Genomic DNA, 17910 nt, shown 5'->3' with positions numbered 1-17910 from the left:
GCCCCTTTTCGCTGCGGGAGTCAGGCGGAGAGAGCGGCCAAGTGCTGCTTGACCTGCACGATCGACGGGTTGGTCAGCGCCGACCCGTCGTCGAACTTCAGCGTCGGAACGGTCTGGTTGCCACCGTTCACGCTGCGCACGAACGCGGCCGAGGCCTCGTCCTGCTCGATGTCCACCACGTCGTAGGCGATGCCTTCCCGGTCGAGCTGGCTCTTCAGCCGGTGGCAATACCCACACCAGGACGTCGAGTACATGGTCAGCATCGGTCAGGGCTCCTTCGAGACAGGTCACACGGCGGTGCGGCTGAAAAGCACAACGCCCCGGCGGGGTGTCATGATTCCCTACCGTGCGGACTGAAGCGGTGCTGGCCGGGCTCGACCCGGACCAGCGGACAGCGGTGACGGCCCCGGCCGGCCCGGTCTGCATCCTGGCCGGCGCCGGCACCGGCAAGACCCGGGCGATCACCCACCGGATCGCGTACCGGACGCTCTCCGGCGAGATCAACCCGCGGCACGTGCTGGCGGTGACGTTCACGGCCCGGGCCGCCGCCGAGATGCGCGCGCGACTGACCGCGCTCGGCGCCGGCGGGGTCCAGGCACGCACGTTCCACGCGGCCGCGCTGCGCCAGGTGCGCTACTTCGCCGCCCGTCTGCTCGAGGGGCGCGGCATGCCCGAGCTGATGGAGAGCAAGGTCCGGGTGGTCGGCCTGGCCGCCGCCCGCGCCGGGGTCCGCGCCGACCGTGCGATCGCCCGTGACCTGGCGAGCGAGATCGAGTGGGCCAAGTCCTCCCTCGTCGAGCCCTCGGAGTACGCGGTTGCCGCCGCCAAGGCGCTGCGTGAGCCGCCGTTCGAGGCGGACCGGGTGGCTGAGGTGTTCGCGGCCTACGAGTCGCTCAAACGCCGTCAGGGCGTGATCGACTTCGAGGACCTGCTGCGCGCCGCGGTCTGGGGCATCGAGGAGCACCCGGACGTCGGCGACCAGATCCGTGCGCAGTACCGGCACTTCGTCGTCGACGAGTACCAGGACGTCAACCCGCTGCAGCAGCGACTGCTGGAGGCGTGGCTGGGCGGCCGGGACGACCTGACCGTCGTCGGGGACGCCAGCCAGACGATCTACTCGTTCACCGGCGCCAGCTCCTCGCACCTGATCGAGTTCCCGCGCAAGTGGCGCGGCGCCACGGTGGTCCGCCTGGTCCGTGACTACCGCTCCACCCCGCAGGTGGTCGGGCTGGCCAACGCGGTGATCCGGCAGGCCCGCGGCACCGAGGCGAAACTGCGGCTGGAACTGGAGGGCCAGCGGCCACCCGGCCCCGAGCCCGAGCTCAAGATCTTCCCGGATGAACCGGGGGAGGCCGGCGCGGTGGCGCGGCGGTGCCGTGAGCTGATCGCGGCGGGCACCCCGGCCAGCGAGATCGCGGTGCTCTTCCGGACGAACGCGCAATCCGAGGCGTACGAGGAAGCCCTGGCGGAAGCCCAGGTGCCGTACGTCGTCAGGGGCGCCGACCGGTTCTTCGAGCGCGCCGAGGTGCGGCAGGCGATGGTCGCCCTGCGCGCCGCCGTGCGCTCCATCCCGGGCGAGACCCCGCTGGTCGACGCGGTCGTCGAGGGCCTGGCCCGGGCCGGGTGGAGCAGGTCGCAGCCACCGACCGGCGGCGCCGCCCGCGAGCAGTGGGAGGCGCTGGCCGCGCTGGTCACACTCGCCGAGGAGTACGCCGCCGAGCCGGAGGTGCTGCCGATCGGCGAGGGCGGCCGGGTCCAGCGGGAGGTGACCCTCTCGGCGTTCAACGACGAGCTGCTCCGTCGCGCCGAGCAGCAGCACGCGCCGACCGTGGCCGGGGTCACCCTGGCGTCGCTGCACTCGGCGAAGGGCCTGGAGTGGGACGCGGTGTTCCTGGTCGGGCTCGCGGACGGGACGCTGCCCACGACGTACGCGAAAAGCTCTGAGCAGTTGGAGGAGGAGCGAAGACTGCTCTATGTCGGGGTGACTCGCGCGCGCCGGCTCCTGTGGCTCTCGTTCGGCCAGTCGCGGGCGCCGGGCGGCCGTGCCCGGCGGCCGTGCCGTTTCCTGCCGCAGCTCGAACGTTCCGGCGCGAGCTATTCGCGCCCCTCGGCCGAGCCGAGTCGGAAACCCGACCGCCGCCCGCCGAAGGTGTCGTCGTGCCGGATCTGCGGGTCGACCCTGCTGGCCGGCGCCGACCGCAAACTGGGCCGCTGCCCGACCTGTCCGTCGGACATGGACGAGGACCTTTTCGAGCGTCTCCAGACCTGGCGGGCGACGACCGCCGCGGAGCTGAAAGTTCCTGCGTACGTCGTCTTCACCGACGCCACCTTGGTCGCCGTCGCGGAACGCCGTCCGACCGATCCGGCCCAGTTGCTGGCGATCGCCGGAATCGGCCCCCGCAAGCTGGGCCAGTACGGCGACGCGGTCTTCGCTCTGGTGGGCGGCGCAAGCCCCGATGACCTTGGCCGAAAAAACTTTGAAAACTAGTCCGTTAATTCGTTTGCCCTCCCGTGTAGGGCAGGCATAGCCTCAGAACACACCTTGGCCGGGAGCCTTCCCGGGCAAGATCGAACTACGAGTGCAGGTTTGGAGGAGGTGGCACCGATGAGGATCAACACCATGCTGATGCGCACGCCGTTGCTGCCGTCCGCTGCCTGTGCTCCGTCCTCGCTGCTGCCTGTCGCTGCTCCGTCGGCGCTGCTGGCTGCCGCGCGGGTTCTGGTTCCGCAGGCGCACCAGGTCGTCAGCCAGCCCCAGGCCGAGCGGGGCGCATGGGCTGCCGAGCGCGTGCTCGTCGGAATCACTGGCATCAATGGCACCACTGGCTTCAAGGGCGACGACTCCATCTCCAGCAAGCGCTACACGGATGGTGGCAGCGGCACCCCGCCTCGAGGAAGGCCGGTCTGACAGACCAGACCTCCGGCTCACCTCGAGGCCGCGGAACCCCTAACCGGGATCCGCGGCCTCAATTGTTTTTCCGGCTCACCGGCCGGTGTATCGACCCGGAAGACGATCCAGAAGATCGCGAAGAAGAGAGAGGTGACCGGGCTTTATGAGTCTGGCGCTGGCCCCGATCGACATTCCCGTCGACATCGAGGCGAACCTGCCCTGTCGGAAGTTCGACCCGGACCTGTGGTTCTCCGACTCCCCGGCCCAGCTGGAGCTGGCCAAGTCGCTCTGCGGGGACTGCCCGCTGCGCGTCGAGTGCCTCGCCGGCGCGGTGGAGCGGAGCGAGCCCTGGGGTGTCTGGGGCGGCGAGATCTTCGAGCGTGGCGCTGTCGTGCCGCGCAAGCGGCCGCGGGGCCGTCCGCGTAAGGCGGATGTGGCTCGCGACGCCGAGCTGGCCGTCGAGGTCGAGGAGCGGCTCGCCGCGAACGGTCTCGACTCCCGCAACAGCGTGCGGCTGGCGGCCTGAGATGACCGTCCTGACCCGCCCCGAAACCGATAGCCGAATGCCGAGCACCGAAAACGTACATCCGAATGGAGCCACCAAAGTGAGACTTATCCAAGAGGCCTTGTCGCGGGCTCGAATGCGTCGGCCTCAGAGTGACCGTGCACCTGAGGCTTACCGATCCGCCCGCCGCATCGCGATGGAAGGCCGCAAACAGGCCGCCCGTGAACTCGGCGTCGGCCGTTACTGAATCCCCGAATAGACCCGCTACCCGGGAAATGACGAAAGCCCGGCCGTTCTCGCGGCCGGGCTTTCGCCGTTGCGGTTGATCCGTCGCCGGGGCGACCGTTTTCGCCTGTCCCGTGAGTGACCGCTTCAGCGCCTGTCACCTGGGCGAACCCTTTGGCGATCGCTTGGGGGACGTCTTTGTCATTGCTCGAGTGGCCGCTTTCTGTCATCACTGCGGCTACTGCTTATACGCTCCTGCGAGACCGCCTGAACAGCTGGACCGGCGGATGTCCCGGCGGTGGAGGTGTCTTCCGTGCGATGTGCATCGTCGTGATTGCCGACATGGCCAGGGCCGGGCGCAGAACCGCCGGAAATGGGGCGGCTCATCGACGGCGTGACCATTTCTGCGCCGCGGCGCACGGCGGTCTAGGTGATCGGGGCGAAGCCCGGCAACCATTCCTCCAGGATCTCCCGATACGCCGCCTCGGCCTCCAACTGGCACAGCACCCCGATCGACCCCAGCGTCACCCGGTGGATCATCAGGTACGACGGGGGCAGGTTCAGCTTGCGGCCCAGCGAGTAGGCAGGAGACCGCGGGTTGGCGATCCGGGTCGCCTCGCCGCGCAGCCAGCTGCGGGTGAAGCGGAACCGCTCGACCGCCACCGGCTCGATCATCGGGCGCAGGAAGCCGAGCACCGCCTCCGCGTCGATCTTCTCGTCACGGCGGATGAAGCCCTCGTCACGCAGCCCGTCGGCGACCCCCTCGGCGTCACCGTCCAGAGCCAGCCTGACCAGCCGCCCGATCGGTTCCGGGTGGCCCTCGGGGAGGCGGGCCACCGCGCCGAAGTCGATGACACCGAGCCGCCCGTCCGGCAGGATCCGGAAGTTGCCCGGATGCGGGTCGGCGTGCAGCAGCCCGGCCCGGCCCGGCGCGGAGAAGTGCAGGGTCGCCATGAGCCGGCCGGCCTCGTCGCGCTCGGCGACGCTGCCGTCGGCGATCACGCTCGCCAGCGGGGTGCCCTCGACCCACTCGGTGACCAGCACCCGCGGCGCGGAGGCCACCACGCGGGGCACGAAGATGTCCGCATCGTTCTGGTACGCCGCGGCGAAGGCGCGCTGCGTCTCCGCCTCCATCTCGTAGTCCAGCTCCTCGACGACCCGCTCGTGCAACTCGGCGAGGAGCGGTTTCACGTCGATGCCCGGCTGGATGATCTTGAACATGCCGGCCAGTCGGGAGAGCTGCTTCAAGTCCGAGACCAGCGCCTCCCCGGCACCCGGATATTGCACCTTCACCGCGACCGGCAACAGCTTGGGCTTGCCGTTCTTCCGGGCCGGCGGCAGTTTCCACACCGCGCGGTGCACCTGGCCGATGCTGGCCGCGGCAGCCGGACTGTCGTCGAACTCGGCGAACCTGTCCCGCCAATCCGGCCCGAGCTGCTCGGCGAGCGCCTTGTGCACGTTGGCCACCGGCATCGGCGGCGCGGCCTCCTGCAGCTTGGTCAGCGCCTGCCGATAGGGCCCCGCCATCTCGTCGGGCAGGGCGGCCTCGAACACCGAGAGCGCCTGGCCGAACTTCATCGCGCCGCCCTTGAGCTGGCCCAGCACGCTGAACAGCTGCTCGGCGGTGCGTTGCTGAATGTCTGCGGAAATGACGTCGGCGGCGATCCCGACGGCACGCTTGCCGAGGCCCAGCGCGGTGCGGCCGGCGAAGCCGAGGGGCAGGGCGGCCAGCTTGGCTGTCCGGGAGGCCGCGCGGCGCGGTATGTCCGTCACCAGATCATTGTGACCGACGGCCGGGCCTAACTCGGCCGGTCGAGCCTCGGTTTGCCAGGTTATGCGACAAAGGTTCGATTAGGGATCCACATTTCTTTCACACTTGAGGCCCGGAATCCCATTATCGGCGGGGTGTCGGGGATGTCGGGCGGGCGCTGTGAGGCGGGTCCGGTGGCTCGGTGGGTGGGTCAGCGGCGCTGCCGGGTGGGTCAGCGGGCTCGGCAGGCGGCTGGGCGTGGTGCTGCGGGGCGGCTGGGCGTGGTGCTGCGGGGCGGCTTGCCGGGCGGGCGGGTCAGCGGCTTGCCGGGCGGGCGGCGAGGTGCATGCGAGGTGGCTGCCGGGCGGCCGGGGACGGTGCTGGGAGGCGGCATGCCGGGCGGGCGGGGTGTGGTGCTGCGGGACGGATCAGTGGCCGGGCGAGCGGCGGGAGCGGCGCTGGCATGAGCACCCCGGATGCGGCTGCCAGGTGCGCCGCCGTGATTTCCCCGGCGCGCTGATCTCCACCGCCACCCCCAGCGTCTCCGGCGTCCCGCCGTCCAGGAACGTCAGCACCTCGGCTGTCGCGAACCCGGTCGCGGTCAGGACGGTCGCGACCGCGCACGGCTCCGCGGCGTCCGGGCCCGGCGGCGCGGGCGCGCCGGGCCAGTCCGGGTCACGATCGCGGCGATGCAGGTCGATGCAGTTGAGGCAGGGGCCGCCCGCGGCCGGCACGAACGGCCCGATGACCGCCGCGCCGTCCCGGAGCCGGACCGCGAGGTGCGGCTGGCGACGACCGGCGTGCGCGGCGGCGATCAGTGCGGCCGGCTCGTCGTGGGCGAGCTGGACGACCAGGCTGATCGGCCCGCGACGGATCTCGCGCACGTCGGTGCCGGGGACGGCCCGGGCCACGGCGGCGGCCACCGCGGTGCGCAGCGGGCTGCCCAGATCGGTGGCCAGCAGCGCGCTGCCAGCCAGGTCGCCGGGCCCGACCATGCCGGACAGGTCCGGGAAGACGTGGCCGACGCCGGCCTCGGCGAGGGCGACCGCGACGGAGGAGCCGAGCCGGCCACGACCGGCCAGGACGACCCGGGCGGCCCGCCGGCGGCGCAGGGCTCGGGCCGGGGACGAGATCGGGGCGCCGAGGGCCAGGGCGGCGGCCTCACCGGTGAGGCGGCGTCGCTCGGCGCTGGGCAGCCCGGCGGGCAGCAGTGCCGACGAGGGCAGCACGAGACCGGCGCGGTGCAGCAGATCGAGCAACTCCCGGGCCTCGTCCGGTGACACGCCCAGCTCGGCGGCGTGCAGCAGGACCTGGCGCTCGGGCCGGTTGCCGTCGAGCAGGTCGAGGACCCGGGCCAGGCGGGGGTCGGGCAGCTCCAGGCGCACGGCACGGGCCGGATCGAGCCCGAGCTGCAGCTCGACGGGCCCCCGCCAGACGCGCGCAAGCCCCGGAATCAGGGTGGGCCGGGGCAGCGGGGCGCGTGGCGGCGTAGGAGGCTCGGCAGTCATGAGTGACAGGTTGTCACTGCGGGGCTGCGGAGCGAGTTCGTTATCCACAGGCCTGCGGCTCACCCCGCAGCGTTATCCACAAGCTGAGGCGAGTTATCCACAGGTCGGTACACCGGTATCCGGATGACTCAACGTGGTCATCCGGATACCGTTTACGGAACACCTGGGGAGGGCGGTCATCGGGCCGGCCTCCCCAGGAGTGCCGGTGTCGTTACTTGGCCTTGCCCAGGATCCGGTTCATCGTCGTCCCGCACACCGGGCACTTGCCCTTGGCCATGTTCATGCCGGTCTTGGAGACTGCCACTTCGCCCTGGAAGTCACGCTTCTCCTTGCACTTGACGCAGTAACCGTTGTATGTGTTGTCGGCCACGGTTCCTCCTCGTGTTCGTGTCGTCGGCCGCTGGGGCCCCGTGCCTGTTCGCGGCGACGGGCGCGAACCTGTCTGCGGCGCTGGGCCGCCATGTGGCGTGGCCCTCGTCCGGGGCGTGGACTTACCCAGGTCAGGCCGTTTCCATGTCAGCGCAGTGTCGGCGGTGTCACCGACGACGTGAGTGTGCCGGTCCGAAGTGCCCTTTTCGTACAGATTTGCCGGGACACGCCGACGATTGGCTCCATAACGGCACGAAAGGGACGTGCGGCCCGAGTTAGCCACTGAGTCGACGATGGTCTAGGTTGACGGCTGTCTCCGATGTTGCGGCTGGGGAAAATTTTTTCGGGTATTTGCGGACGAACCGGCCGTATTCCGTGACAGTCATTGGGCGTACTCTTGCGGTGACCAGGGTCTCGCGGTTTAGCGTCTCAACGTGAACCCGAATCTGGGCCACGCGAGCCGGTAATGGCCCGCGTGCGCAAGCCTGTCGTGGAAGTGCGGCGCAGTCAGCGCCGGCGCAGGACGGTGTCCGCGTATCGCGACGGAGAGCGCGTGGTCGTGCTCATCCCGGACCGGTTCTCGCGCGCCGAGGAGACCGAGTGGGTCGAGCGCATGCTGGCCCGGCTGGCTGCCCGTGAGGAACGTCTCCGGTGCACCGATGCCGAGTTGCTCAACCGCGCCCGCCGGCTCACCGCGCGTTACCTCGCCGACCATGCCGACCAGGTGGCCCCGGCAAGTGTGCGCTGGGTGACGAACCAGAACGGCCGCTGGGGCTCGTGCACGCCGGACGACGCCACCATCCGAATCTCGCACCGGATCCAGGAGATGCCCGATTGGGTGATCGACTACGTGCTCCTGCACGAGCTCGCCCACCTCGTCGTGCCCAGCCACAACGCGCGTTTCTGGGAACTGGTCGACCGCTTCCCGAAAGCCGAGCGCGCCCGCGGCTACCTGGAGGGCGTCTCCGCCGCGGGCTCGCTGGTGATGGCCGAATAACGCCTGCGGCGGCGCCACGCCGGTTACGCTCGGTGCAAGATCCGCTGTCCGGTCACTGCTCTCCCGCGCCTCCGGCGATTTCCCCGTACGGCGATGGCAGTGCTGCCCCCGGATTCCGCCCCTGATGATCCCGCGCGACGTGCTCGCCGGCCCGGGCTTCAGCCGCGACGCACGCCCCCGGCTGGCGCTGAGGGGTTGTGAACAAGCCTCGGACACGACCGTGAGCACCAGCCGGCTGCTGTGCGGCGTGTGCCACGGTTCCGGCTGGTGGTGAGGGTTTGTGACGGTGCTCGGACAGGACCGTGAGCGCCAGCCGGCCGACCCGGCGCCGGTCGGCCGGGCCCCGGCGGCGGCCCCGTGTGTGACGGCTCGGGCTGGTGGTGAGGGTTGTGACGGCGCTCGGAGGCGACCGTGAGCACCAGCCGGCCGGGGCGCCCCGCACTTGAGTAGGGTTTGGGCGTGACGCGGCGTGTGGTGGTGGCGATGCTGGTGCCGGTGCCGTGGAGTCCGCCAGGAGTGGAGCTCGCTGCCTGGCGGGCCGCCCTCGCCGAGGACGTCGTCGACCTGCTCGCCCGCCTCGCCCAGGCGGAAGCCGCGATCGCCACGACACCGGAGGACCGCCCGCTCGCCGAGGAGATCGCCTGGCCGGGCATGCGGATCTACGAGGTGCCGCGGGCGACCGTGCTCCCGGTGCTCGCCGCTGCCGCCGCGGACGGCTTCGACCAGGCCGCCGTGATTGCGGGCGATGCTCCCGACGTACCGGGAATGATCCTGGGAAAGCTTCTGCGGCCCCTGGAGAGCAAGGCGGTGGCGGTCGCGCCCGGAGGTCCCGGCGGTGGGGTGTTCGGTGTCGCGACGAGCCTGCCGGCGCCCGGGTGGCTTGCCGATCATGACCTGGACGGCGCCACCGCGCAGCTGCTGCGCAGGACCGCTCCGGCGCCAGGCGACGTCACGTCGACGCCGCCGTGGCGCCGTCTGCGCGGCCCGGCCGACCTGGCGACGCTGGACGTCGCGCTGGAGGGCTGGGACAACACTCGGGCGTTGCTCGGCGGCTGATCCGGCACGAGGCGCCGTCGCTTGCTGCAATGCGGTTTCTCGCGCTGGGCGCCGCGCATCGTCGCTGCGGGCATGCGGCTTGGCGCGCCGGTGGGCCCGACGCCGTCGCTGCGGGGATGCGATTTCTCGGGTCGGCGAGCTCGAGCGCCGGTCGTGGCTGAGAAGGCGGCGCCGGGTGGCACCGCCTTCAACCTGGACGCGGACTTACTTCTGCTGGTCCTCCGGGCCGGGCTCGGGGTTGCCCTCGAGACCGTCCAGCTCACTGATGTCCCAGTCGGACTGGCTGCGGGCGAAGACTTCCGGGTGTGCGAAGTCGTCGTCGGTCGGCAGCAGGTCGGGGTGGTCCCAGAGGGCGTCGCGCCCGGCTGTCCCGCGCTGCTCGGTGACGGCGGTCCACAGCGCGCCGGCCTCGCGCAGGCGGCGAGGCCGCAGCTCCAGGCCGACCAGTGCGGCGAACGTCTGCTCGGCGGGGCCACCGGCGGCACGGCGGCGACGGAACGCCTCGCCCAGCGCGGCCACCGACGGCAGCCGGTCACCGGCCGCGTCGTCGACCACGTGGCCGACCCAGCCCTCGACCAGCGCGAGCGCCGTCTCCAGACGGGCCAGGCTGGCCTTCTGCTGCGGGGTGTCCTCCGGCGTGAAGATGCCTTCGAGGGCCATGGCCTGCATCGACTCCGGATCGGTCGGGTCGACGCGGCTCATCGCCTCCTCGATCGCCTCCCGATTGACGGTGATGCCGTTGGCGTACGTCTCGACGGCGTTCAGCACGTGGGCCCGCAGCCACGGGACATGCCCGAAGAGCCGCTGGTGGGCGGCCTCGCGCAGGGCCACGTAGAGGCGGACCTGGTCCTCGGGGAGCTCGAGGCCCTCCCCATACGCCTTGATGTTGGCGGGGATCAACGCGGCGGTGCCGGCCGGGCCGAGCGGGAGGCCGATGTCGCCGGCCGAGAGCACCTCGGCCGCGAGCTGGCCGAACGCCTGGCCGAGCTGGCCGCCGAAGAGCGCGCCGCCGAGCGTCGCGACCATCGACTGCATCGGCCCGAGCTGGGCGCGGGCCTCCTCGGGCACCAGGTCGCCCATGGCGCCCACCATGCGGCCGGCGATCGGCTCGCACAGCTTCTTCCAGACGTCCAGGGTGTTGTAGATCCACTCGTTGCGGTTCCAGGCGACCGCCTTGTGGATGCCGGTGGGCAGCGAGCAGACCGGGTCGAGCCAGAGGTCGGCGAGACGCAGAGCCTCCTCGACCTGGTGGCGCTCGTGCATGTTCACCGCCGGGTCGCCGCTGGCCGAGAGCTGGCTGGCGGCGACCTGCCGGGCCAGGTCCCAATTGACCGGGCCACTGCCAGGGGCAGCGAACATCTGCTGCAGCTGCGCCATGAACTGCTGCATCTGCTGCGGGTCGGAGGGGTCGGGCGGCTGCGCGCCCGGCAGGGAGAAGCCGAACGGGATATCAGGCACGACCCCCACGGTACGCGCGAAACGCTCGTAGCGGACTGATGGAGGTGTCAGCTCAGAGAGAACTCAGACAGGGTGGGTAGTCTCACGCGCATGAGACGACGCGGTGTCACCGTCATCCTGGGCGCCCTGGTAACTGCCCTGCTGGCCGCCGGTGTCATGATCTCCGACCTGCCGTACGTGGTTCTCACGCCCGGCCCGACGGTGAACACGCTCGGCTCGGCGCAGGGCACCGAGGTGATCCAGGTGACCGGCGCCAAGACCACGTCGTCGACGGGCGAGCTGCGCCTCACCACCGTGAACGTGCAGTCGAAGGTCGAGCTGGTGCAGGCCGTGCAGGGCTGGCTGAGCGGCAAGGACGCGGTCGTCCCGCGCGAGTTGATCTACCCGCCGGACCGCAGCGAGCAGCAGGTCCAGGAGCAGAACGCGCAGGAGTGGAAGGACTCGCAGACCAGCGCCGAGACGGTGGCGCTGCGCGAGCTGGGCTACCCCGTGCAGACGTACGTGCGTAAGGTCACCCCCGGTGGCGCCGCGGTCGGCAAGCTCCAGGAGAACGACGTCGTCACCTCGATCGGCGGCACCGCGGTGACCGGGCCGACCCAGCTCACCGAGCTGGTCCGGGCGAAACCGGCGGGCACCGCGATGGCGGTCGGCTACACGCGCGACGGCAAGGCCGGCACCGTGGAAGTCACCACCAAGGCCGGTGACGACGAGAAGAAGACCCCGCGCCTCGGCATCGAGATCGACACCAAGCAGCCGCACCCGTTCGACATCAAGATCGACCTGGACAAGATCGGCGGCCCGAGTGCCGGCCTGATGTTCTCGCTCGGCATCATCGACAAGCTCCGCGACGAGGACCTGACCGGCGGAAAGGTCATCGCCGGCACCGGCACGATCGACGACGACGGCAACGTGGGGCCGATCGGTGGCATCCCGCAGAAGCTGAACGGCGCGAAGGCGGCCGGCGCCAAGCTCTTCCTGGTCCCGAAGGACAACTGCGCGGAAGCGCTGCGCAACGCGGTCGACGGCCTGCCGATGGCGCGGGTGGCCACCGTGGATGACGCGCTCACCGCTCTCAAGACGTTCACGTCGGGTGGCACCCCGACGCCGTGCTCGACATCATGACCACTGGCAGTGACCGGAGATCGTAAGGTGAGTCACCGGCCCGACGAAGTGTGGAGCCCACGTTGGTAATGCGTAACAGTCCCTTACCGAGGATGAGCCGGCGCGGTCGCGTCACCGTCGGCGTCCTGGTCGGGGTCTTCATACTTTTCACGCTGCTCGGTTGGGGCATCGACGCGTACACGGACTATCTGTGGTTCTCCGAGGTCCAGTTCACCCAGGTCTTCTCCGGGGTGCTGGTCACCAAGCTGCTGCTGTTCCTGGCGGTCGGCGCGGCGATGGCCCTGATCGTGGGCGCCAACCTGTACCTGGCCTACCGCCTGCGCCCGCTGCTGCGGCCGCACTCGCAGGAACAGGCCACGCTGGAGCGCTACCGGATGGTCCTCGCGCCCCGGCTGGGCACCTGGATCACCGCGGTCAGCATCATCATCGGCTTCTTCGCGGGCCTCTCCGCGCAGAGCCGGTGGAGCGACTGGATGCTCTTCCGCAACGGTGGTGACTTCGGTCAGACCGACCCGCAGTTCAACGTGGACATCGGGTTCTACGTCTTCGACTTCCCGCTCCTTCGATACCTGCTCGGCGTCGCCTTCACCGCTGTGGTGCTGTCGGTGCTCGGCGCGCTCGCCGTGCACTACATCTTCGGCGGCGTGCGCCTGCAGGGCGTCGGCGACCGGATGACCACCGCCGCGCGGGCTCACCTGACCACGCTGGTCGCGGTCTTCGTGCTGCTCAAGGCCGTGGCGTACGTGCTGGACAGGCGGGCGCTGCTGCTCGAGCAGCACGTCTCCCCGGGGCTGTACGGCGCCGGGTACACCGACGTCAACGCGCTGTTGCCGGCCAAGGAGATCCTGGCCTACATCTCGATCGTCGTCGCCGTCGCGATCATCGTCTTCTCCAACGCGGTGATGCGGAACCTGGTGTGGCCGGGCGTCTCGCTGGCGCTGCTGGCCATCTCGGCCGTGGCGATCGGCGGCATCTACCCGCTGGCGGTGCAGAACTTCCAGGTCAAGCCGAGCCTGTTCGACAAGGAACGGCCATACATCGAGAAGTCCATCGCGGCCACCCGGGACGCTTTCGGGCTGGCCGGCACCAAGGTCAACGAGTACACGCCGACCAGTGGCAATCCACCGGCCGACCTGCCCGCCGACACCAGCGCGCAGAACGTGCGGCTGATCGACCCGCAGCTCGTCTCGCAGGCGTTCACCCAGTCGCAGCAGTCCCGCGGCTTCTACGACTTCGGCGAGAAGCTGGACGTCGACCGCTACACGGTCAACGGCAAGACCCAGGACTACGTGGTCGGCGCCCGGGAGATCAACGACGACAAGCTCTCCGCGCAGCAGCGGAACTGGCTGAACCGCCACACCGTCTACACCCACGGGTACGGCCTGGTGGCCGCCCCGGCGAACGAGGTGTGCGGCGGCACCGGCCTGCCGTACTTCGTCTCCGGCTTCCTCGGTAAGAGCACCACGGCCGGCAGTTGTTCCGCGGCGAGCGACCAGATCAAGACCGACCAGCCGCGGATCTACTACGGCGAGCAGTCCACGGAGTACGCGATCGTCGGCCAGTCCGACAAGAACAAGAACCCCGTCGAGTTCGACCGCCCGCAGGAGCAGAACGCCGACGCCTCGGTGAACTACACCTACGACGGCAAGGGCGGCGTCGAGATCGGCTCGTTCTTCCGCCGGCTGGTGTTCGCGGTCAAGAACACCGAGAGCAACTTTCTGCTCTCCGACGCGGTGAACTCCGACTCGCGGCTGATGTACATCCGTGAGCCGCGCGAGCGGGTCCAGAAGGTCGCGCCGTTCCTCACCATCGACGGCGACCCGTACCCGGCAGTCGTGGGCGGGAAGATCGTCTGGATCCTCGACGGGTACACGACCGCTCAGACGTACCCCTACTCGCAGAAGATCAACCTGGCCACCGAGACCCGTGACGAGCTCACCGGCACCGGGTCGTTCCCGCTGGCCCGGGACGACGTCAACTACATGCGCAATTCGGTCAAGGCGACCGTCGACGCGTACGACGGCACTGTCACGCTCTACCAGTTCGACGACCAGGACCCGGTCCTCAAGGCGTGGAACAAGGCCTTCGGCGGCAACCTGATCCAGCCCAAGTCGAAGATCCCCGCCGAGCTGACGGAGCACTTCCGCTACCCGGCCGACATGTTCAAGGTGCAGCGCAACCTGCTCACCAAGTTCCACGTCACCAACGCGCAGACGTTCTTCAACGGGGACGACTTCTGGCAGGTGCCGAACGCTCCGGACGCTCCGCAGAGCGGCGTCAAGCAGCCGCCGTTCTACCTGAACGTGAAACTGCCGACGCAGACCGACACCTCGTTCCAGCTCACCTCGGGCGTGACGCCGGCCAACCGGGAGAACATGTCCGCCCTGATCTCCGCGTCGTACGACAAGGGCAATCCGAAGTTGGAAGTCCTCGAACTGCCCGACCAGACAGTCGTGCCAGGGCCGATCCAGGTCCATCGGCTCATGGTCAACAACGCGCGGATCTCGCAGGACCTGACCCTGCTCAGCCGCAACGGGCAGGCCACCGTCCTCTACGGCAACCTCATCTCGCTGCCGCTGAACAAGGACATCCTGTACGTCGAACCGGTCTACGTGAAGAGCACCCAGGCCAACGCGCCGCCGTTGCTGCAGAAGGTGCTGATGTCGTACGGCGACGGGTCCAAGGTCGTCCTGGAGGACAACCTCACCGAAGGCCTGAAAGCCCTCGCCGAACTCGGCAAGACCGGCACCACGACGAACCCGGGCACCACCACCAACCCCGGCACCACGCCACCGTCCACCCAGCCCACCACGCCGCCCACCGGACTGCCCGGTGACCTGGCCACGGCGGCCGCCGACGTGGACAAGGCCATCGAGAACGTGCGCAACGCCCAGAAGTCCGGCGACTTCGCGACCTACGGCGAGGCGCTCAAGCAGCTCGACGAGGCCATGAACCGCTTCCAGCAGGCCCAGGGCGCCACCGCCAGCACGGCGCCCTCCGTTGCCCCCTCGCCGAGCGCAGGAGGCTGACCAGCGCGAACACTGCCTCCGGAGGCCGTTTTGCAGCATCCGGAGGCAGTGCGCTAGGGTTTACACATACCGACGCGGGGTGGAGCAGCTCGGTAGCTCGCTGGGCTCATAACCCAGAGGTCGCAGGTTCAAATCCTGTCCCCGCTACGAGGGATTGAGGGCCCCCTGTCCGCAGAAAGCGCGGACAGGGGGCCCTCTTCGCATTTTGCTCAGGGGGCCGAGCCCCCTGAAACCCCGCGTTACGGTGGGCGCTTGCGGGCTGGTGCGGGCGCTTCGCTTCGCTCGCTGGGCTGGGCTGTGTGCTTCGCTTCGCTCGCTGGGCTGGGCTGTGTGCTTCGCTTCGCTCGCTGGGGTGGGTGCTTCGGTTTGCTTGCTGATTGATGCGCTGGCGGGCGGGGCCGCCGCGTTACTCCGGACTGCGTTCAGGTGGACACCGCTGGCTGTTGATCGTTGGGGCGGGCTGGTTCTGGGGCGGCTCTTTCTTTGGTGTGTGGGGTGGTGTCTGTTGTGGGCGCCATCGCTGGCTGTGGTTTGGAAGATGGCGGGCTTTGGGGGGATTGGGCGGTGGGTGTGGAATGGGTGGGTGGGGTGTTTTGGGGGGCGATATCAGGACCTTGGCTGGTTGATTCTTGCTGTGGGGGGCGAGGTCAACGGGGAGGGGTGGGTGTTCGGTGGTATTTGGGTGGGGCATTTCGGGGGCGGCATCTGGTGAATTCAGGGGTGGTTACTCGGGGTGGTGAGTGGGCTTTGGTGGGGCATTTTCGTCGGGGGTGAAGCTCGATTGTTGGTGTATTGCGTGGGGGTGAGGCGGGAACTGTCTGGGGGATGTCCGTGTGGGGGTCCGTGACGGATAGAAGCGAAACGCGTCATTCAGGTGATGTGCGTTGGGGTGCTGGGGTCTGCGGTGGGGCGGGTGGGGTGGGCTGTCGGGGGCGGTCGGGGCGGTGAGGTGTTGGTGGGGGCGGCTGTTGGCGGGAATTCGTGTGTTGTGCCAGCGGGTGGGTGGTGTTGAGGGTTGTCCGGGGTCTCTGGGGAGGGGCCGGTGGGTGTGGATTGCGTGGGCTCCCTGAGCGCTGTGTCGATCGTGGTCTGTCGATCCTGTGTGTTGGTGCCGGGGTTTGGCGGCCGGTTGGGGGCGGGGGCGTTGGGGGTTACTGTGCGGATTCTAAGGATTGCTTACAGTTAGCATTCGTGGGTCTATGGGTGACTATGTCATTGCGCTGCGTATAAGTGGGGACTTAGATTCGGGGAATTGCTGTTTGCGGGATGACAAATGGATACCCGTCTGCACAGAATGCCGAGTCGGCTTCTTTGCGTGCGGGCGTCAACGGCCCCCTCGGAGATCGACCTCTGCCACCCGCCAGGAGCGGGCCGTTACCTGAAAGAGGTGCACTACGTCATGCTCGGATCACGAGGACGACGCTGGGCGCATGCCGCGCTGGCTGCTGCCGCCGGTGGCGCGCTGCTGATCGGCTCCGCCGCCCCGGCCGCCGCCGACGAGGCGACCACGGGCATCCCGCAGACCACGCGGGACAGCTCGGTCAGTCTGCTGCTGGACGGCAAGACCGTTAACACCGCCGGGATCTCGTTCGAGATCAAGGGCCAGGGCACCGTGCCGGCCTTCTGCATCGACTTCCACACTCCACTCGGCACGAACAAGCCGTACTCCGAGGGCACCTGGGGCGAGTCCGAGGTCAAGAACCTCGCCAAGGTGCAGTGGGTCCTGGCCCACAGCTACCCGAACGGTGACTCCGCCGCGCTGCTCAAGGCGGCCGGTGTGCAGATGCCCCAGGTGGACCAGAAGCGCCAGAACGCGCTGCTCTACTTCGGCACCCAGACGGCCATCTGGCACTTCAGCGACAACATCACGCTGGGCGACTGGAACGCCTCTGCCCGGCTGGGCAGCCAGAAGGACTACGCGGTCATCAAGGGTCTCTACGACTACCTGACGACGCACGCGAGCGACCAGCCCGAGCCGGCCGCCCAGCTGGCCGTCACCCCGGCCGCCGCCACCGCGAAGGTCGGCGACAAGGCCGGTCCGTTCACGGTTGCCGGCCCGGCGAGCGACGTCAAGGTCGTCGTCAGCGGCGGCTCGGCCGTCGACGCGGCCGGCAAGCCGGTCACCACGACGAGCAACGGCGGCCAGTTCTGGCTGACCGCGACGGGGGCCGGCAAGGTCGCCGTCAAGCTCACCGCCGAGGACTCCGTCTCCTTCGGCCGGGTCTTCCTGTACAGCGGTGGCAAGGACCGGCACCAGAAGATCATCCTGGGCTCCAGCATCGGCAAGACCGTGACCGCCGGTGCCGAGGCCACCTTCACGCCGACTCCGGCTGCCAGCTCCTCGTCGTCGGCCCCGGCCGCCAGCTCGTCCTCTTCGGTCCCGCCGGCCACCGGCGGCCCGTCGCAGAGCCCGTCGCAGAGTGCGTCGGAGAGTTCGTCCGCTGACGTTCCGGTGGCGAGCACCTCGCCGACGTCCGGTGGGGCGCTGGCCCTGACCGGTTCGGCGACCGGCCCGGTCATCGGCGGCGGCGCGCTGCTGCTCGTCGTCGGCGCCGGCCTGCTGCTGATGGTCCGTCGCCGTCGGACCCGCTTCATCAGCTGACGCCTTTCGGCTGACCCGGGGTCGGCCGATCTGACGACAATGGCCTGAACCGCGCGATTGCGGTTCTGGCCATTGCCGTTTCCGGGAACGAAACTGGCGGACGGGTCGTTATTGACCCCAAAACCTTCATCGCCGTACGTCAGGAATTGATCTTCAAATGGCGAGAGTGGACGGTGAGTCGGGTTTTGTTCACCCGTCCTGCCTGCTCAGAGGCTCGGCTGGGTGTTCGGGGTGCAGATTAACAGCTGGTAAACATTGAAGATCGCCTAAGCGCGCGTTAAGGTGACCGGACTGGACGCGGGAGATCAGCGGCGTTGGAGGTCATCGCGCGGAACCCATGTGATTGATGCCGGCCTGCGCCGAGAAATGAATTCGCCGTCCGGTGTGGAATGGGTTGGT

13 protein-coding genes and 1 tRNA gene are annotated in these 17910 nt (G+C 69.3%); 9 read left to right on the top strand and 5 right to left on the bottom strand.

Annotated elements, in window-relative coordinates:
• Nucleotides 1-20: 20 nt before the first annotated feature.
• Nucleotides 21-263, bottom strand: a complete 243-nt coding sequence (locus Acy02nite_RS20280; protein ID WP_185037753.1) for a mycoredoxin — start codon at nucleotides 261-263, stop codon at nucleotides 21-23.
• An 83-nt stretch (nucleotides 264-346) separates the two neighbouring features.
• Here Acy02nite_RS20280 and Acy02nite_RS20275 point away from each other — a divergent pair, with 83 nt between their 5' ends.
• From Acy02nite_RS20275 to Acy02nite_RS20265, 3 genes are all read left to right on the top strand, one after another.
• The gene (locus tag Acy02nite_RS20275; RefSeq protein WP_203742755.1) at nucleotides 347-2488 is read left to right on the top strand and encodes an ATP-dependent DNA helicase UvrD2; all 2142 of its coding nucleotides are present in this window, start codon (nucleotides 347-349) and stop codon (nucleotides 2486-2488) included.
• 117 nt (nucleotides 2489-2605) lie between these two features.
• Nucleotides 2606-2908: a hypothetical protein gene (locus Acy02nite_RS20270; RefSeq protein WP_203742753.1), complete on the top strand. Its 303-nt coding sequence runs from the start codon at nucleotides 2606-2608 to the stop codon at nucleotides 2906-2908.
• A gap of 145 nt (nucleotides 2909-3053) precedes the next feature.
• On the top strand, nucleotides 3054-3416 hold the full coding sequence (locus tag Acy02nite_RS20265) for a WhiB family transcriptional regulator (RefSeq protein ID WP_203742752.1): 363 nt from the start codon (nucleotides 3054-3056) through the stop codon (nucleotides 3414-3416).
• Between the two features lie 630 nt (nucleotides 3417-4046).
• On the opposite strand, the gene Acy02nite_RS20260 is transcribed toward Acy02nite_RS20265, so the two are convergent.
• The 3 genes from Acy02nite_RS20260 to Acy02nite_RS20250 form a co-directional block, all read right to left on the bottom strand.
• The gene (locus Acy02nite_RS20260; RefSeq protein ID WP_203742750.1) at nucleotides 4047-5393 is read right to left on the bottom strand and encodes an ABC1 kinase family protein; all 1347 of its coding nucleotides are present in this window, start codon (nucleotides 5391-5393) and stop codon (nucleotides 4047-4049) included.
• 405 nt (nucleotides 5394-5798) lie between these two features.
• Nucleotides 5799-6878, bottom strand: a complete 1080-nt coding sequence (locus Acy02nite_RS20255) for a hypothetical protein (RefSeq protein ID WP_203742748.1) — start codon at nucleotides 6876-6878, stop codon at nucleotides 5799-5801.
• Nucleotides 6879-7089: 211 nt separating this feature from the next.
• Entirely contained in the window at nucleotides 7090-7248 is a 159-nt protein-coding gene (locus Acy02nite_RS20250) for a DUF5679 domain-containing protein (RefSeq protein WP_203742746.1), read from the bottom strand.
• Between the two features lie 465 nt (nucleotides 7249-7713).
• Here Acy02nite_RS20250 and Acy02nite_RS20245 point away from each other — a divergent pair, with 465 nt between their 5' ends.
• The gene (locus Acy02nite_RS20245; protein ID WP_203742744.1) at nucleotides 7714-8244 is read left to right on the top strand and encodes a M48 metallopeptidase family protein; all 531 of its coding nucleotides are present in this window, start codon (nucleotides 7714-7716) and stop codon (nucleotides 8242-8244) included.
• 459 nt (nucleotides 8245-8703) lie between these two features.
• The gene (locus Acy02nite_RS20240; RefSeq protein ID WP_203742742.1) at nucleotides 8704-9300 is read left to right on the top strand and encodes a hypothetical protein; all 597 of its coding nucleotides are present in this window, start codon (nucleotides 8704-8706) and stop codon (nucleotides 9298-9300) included.
• 204 nt (nucleotides 9301-9504) lie between these two features.
• Here Acy02nite_RS20240 and Acy02nite_RS20235 read toward each other — a convergent pair whose 3' ends face one another.
• Nucleotides 9505-10758 carry a zinc-dependent metalloprotease gene (locus Acy02nite_RS20235; protein ID WP_203742740.1) on the bottom strand — a complete coding sequence of 418 codons (1254 nt, stop codon included), beginning with the start codon at nucleotides 10756-10758 and terminating at the stop codon, nucleotides 9505-9507.
• Between the two features lie 90 nt (nucleotides 10759-10848).
• On the opposite strand from Acy02nite_RS20235, the gene Acy02nite_RS20230 reads away from it, so the two are divergent.
• The 4 genes from Acy02nite_RS20230 (at nucleotide 10849) to Acy02nite_RS20215 (ending at nucleotide 17511) form a co-directional block, all read left to right on the top strand.
• Nucleotides 10849-11880, top strand: a complete 1032-nt coding sequence (locus Acy02nite_RS20230; protein ID WP_203742738.1) for a YlbL family protein — start codon at nucleotides 10849-10851, stop codon at nucleotides 11878-11880.
• A 62-nt stretch (nucleotides 11881-11942) separates the two neighbouring features.
• Nucleotides 11943-14909, top strand: coding sequence for a UPF0182 family membrane protein (locus tag Acy02nite_RS20225; protein ID WP_203742736.1), 2967 nt, complete (start codon nucleotides 11943-11945; stop codon nucleotides 14907-14909).
• Between the two features lie 73 nt (nucleotides 14910-14982).
• Nucleotides 14983-15056, top strand: a tRNA-Met gene (locus tag Acy02nite_RS20220).
• 1252 nt (nucleotides 15057-16308) lie between these two features.
• Complete coding sequence (locus tag Acy02nite_RS20215; protein WP_203742734.1) at nucleotides 16309-17511, top strand: thioester domain-containing protein; 1203 nt, start codon at nucleotides 16309-16311, stop codon at nucleotides 17509-17511.
• Nucleotides 17512-17910: the final 399 nt, after the last annotated feature.

This window comes from Actinoplanes cyaneus (genome assembly GCF_016862095.1).
Classification (GTDB): Bacteria; Actinomycetota; Actinomycetes; order Mycobacteriales; family Micromonosporaceae; genus Actinoplanes; species Actinoplanes cyaneus.
Note: the sequence above shows the minus strand (reverse complement) of the source record. Positions and strands in the feature narration are given on the sequence as shown.